Annotated in this window: 3 protein-coding genes; 1 reads left to right on the top strand and 2 read right to left on the bottom strand. The window is 72.6% G+C overall.

The window, feature by feature from the left end; translation table 11 throughout:
* Positions 1-149: 149 nt before the first annotated feature.
* Positions 150-557: a DUF3037 domain-containing protein gene (locus tag VOI19_RS18455; RefSeq protein ID WP_323794403.1), complete on the top strand. Its 408-nt coding sequence runs from the start codon at positions 150-152 to the stop codon at positions 555-557.
* A 43-nt stretch (positions 558-600) separates the two neighbouring features.
* On the opposite strand, the gene VOI19_RS18460 is transcribed toward VOI19_RS18455, so the two are convergent.
* Positions 601-1,365: a sirohydrochlorin chelatase gene (locus VOI19_RS18460; RefSeq protein WP_323794404.1), complete on the bottom strand. Its 765-nt coding sequence runs from the start codon at positions 1,363-1,365 to the stop codon at positions 601-603.
* A gap of 56 nt (positions 1,366-1,421) precedes the next feature.
* A complete protein-coding gene (locus tag VOI19_RS18465) occupies positions 1,422-2,096 on the bottom strand; it encodes a phosphoadenylyl-sulfate reductase (RefSeq protein WP_416366407.1) in 675 nt (224 codons plus the stop codon).
* Between the last annotated feature and the right edge of the window lie 53 nt (positions 2,097-2,149).

Below are 2,149 nucleotides of genomic sequence, written 5' to 3' on the forward strand. Positions count from 1 at the left end.
AGCGCGGTCAAAGTGATCGCTCTGGCCTGACGTGTGGCTCGAGCCGGTGCCCGGGGCGGAGAGCCCGGAGGCGCTCCGCACGGCCTACGTAGACTTCCTCACCGCCAGGCTCGCGACGCGGCAGTGGCTCCCCGGGGCGGGTGGTCGAGATGCCTGAGGAGACTGGGACCCCCGCACCGACCCGGGAGGCCTATCAGTACGTCGTCCTGCGCTGCGTGCCGCGCGTCGACCGCGAGGAGTTCCTCAACGTCGGCGTCGTCCTCTACTGCCACGGCACCGACGCGCTGCGCAGTGCCTGGCACGTCGACGACGCGCGGCTCGCCGCCCTGGGTGGCGCCGTCGACGCCGACCAGCTGCGCGCCTCGCTGCGGTTCGTCGACGCCGTCTGCGAGGGCGCCCCGGAGGCAGGACCGGCCGGCCGGGCGAGGACCAGCCAGCGCTTCGGCTTCCTCAAGGCCCCGCGCAGCACGGTGCTGCAGCCGGGGCCGGTGCACGGCGGCACGAGCCTCGACCCGGACGCCGAGCTCGGCCGTCTGCTGGGCTGCCTGGTCGGTTGAGTGGTCGGTTGAGTGGTCGGTTGAGTGGTCGGCTGGGCGCCGCTCAGACCGGCACGAGCTCCACGGCGCCGACGGCGTAGCGAGCCAGCACCATGCGGGCGACCTCGGGGTGCGCGCCGAGAGGCTCGGACACAGCGACGGCGCCCGCCTCGAGGGCCATCTCGGTCGAGCGGTCGGTGAGCATGCCCGGGCTGAGGAACAGCGAGGCAACCGCGATGTGGCGGCGACCCTCGGCGCGGAAGGCGCGCACGGCCTCGCCGGTCGCGGGAGGGGCGCTGGAGGCGTAGGCCGCGGCCACGGGGAGCTTGTGATGGGTGCCCCAGAGGCGGGCGAGCCGTGCCACGGACTGGTTGGCCAGCGCGTCCGTCGAGCCGGCGGCGGCCAGGACCAGGGCGTCCAGCTCGCGCACCCGGGACGCACGCAGTGCCTCGCGCAGGCGCTCGTCGAGGACCTCGAGGAAACAGGCCTCGAGCCCGAGCAGGCCACTGACCCGGATCTCCAGACCGGGGTGACGTCCGGTGGCGAGGGCGAGGGCCGTGGCGATCTCGACGGAGTCGATCTCGACCTCGGAGAGGGCGAGCGGCACGATCACGATCTCGTCGTGACCGGCCTTGACGAGGCGGTCGACGACGGTCTGGAACGCCGGCTTGGTGGCCCGAGCAGGGACGTCGGCGCTCTCGAGGAAGGCTCGCTCGACGCGGAGGTCGGGGCGCTGGGCCTTCACCTCGGCGACCAAGGCGGTCACGGTCGATGCGGTCCGCGAGTCGCGGCTCGCGTGGGCCAGGGCCACCAGGGCGGGAGCAGGCATCAGAATCGTTCCTCTCGTGATCTTGCGTGGTAACAAACAAACGGGGGGCGTGCCGATCAGGTGTGGATCCCGCACTCGGTCTTGCTGGTGCCGGCCCAACGCCCGCTGCGCGGGTCGTCGCCGGGGGCGACGCGCCGGGTGCAGGGCGCGCACCCGATCGAGGGGTAGCCGTCGTAGACGAGCGGGTTCACCAGGACGCCGTTGTCCTCGATGTAGGCCTCGACCTGCTCGTCGCTCCACCGAGCCAGGGGCGAGACCTTGACCTTGCCCTTCTTCGCGTCCCACCCGATGACGGGGGCGATGACGCGGTTGTGGGTCTCAGCACGCCGCAAGCCGGTGGCCCAGGCGTCGTAGTGCGCCAGGGCGTCGGCCAGCGGCGCCACCTTGCGCAGGGCGCAGCAGAGGTCCGGGTCGGTCTTGTAGAGGTCCTTGCCGTGCTCGGCGTCCTGCTCGGCAACCGACTGCTTCGGGGTGATCGAGAGCAGGGTGACGTCCATCGTGGCCTCGACGGCGTCGCGGGTGCCGACGGTCTCGGCGAAGTGGTAGCCGGTGTCGAGGAAGACCACGTCGATCCCGGGCACGACCTTCTGGGCCACGTGGGCCAGGACCGCGTCGCCCATGGAGGAGGTGATCGCGAACCGCTCGCCGAAGGTGGCGGCGGCCCACTCGATGATCGTCTCGGCCGGGGCGAGCTCGAGCTCGGCGCCCCAGTGGGAGACCAGGTCGCGCAGCTCTTCGGGGGAGCGACCTCCGGCGGTGGCGCCGCGGAAGGCACGCGCGGAGC

Origin of the sequence: Nocardioides sp. (assembly GCF_034670285.1) — a bacterium.
Taxonomy (GTDB): domain Bacteria; phylum Actinomycetota; class Actinomycetes; order Propionibacteriales; family Nocardioidaceae; genus Nocardioides.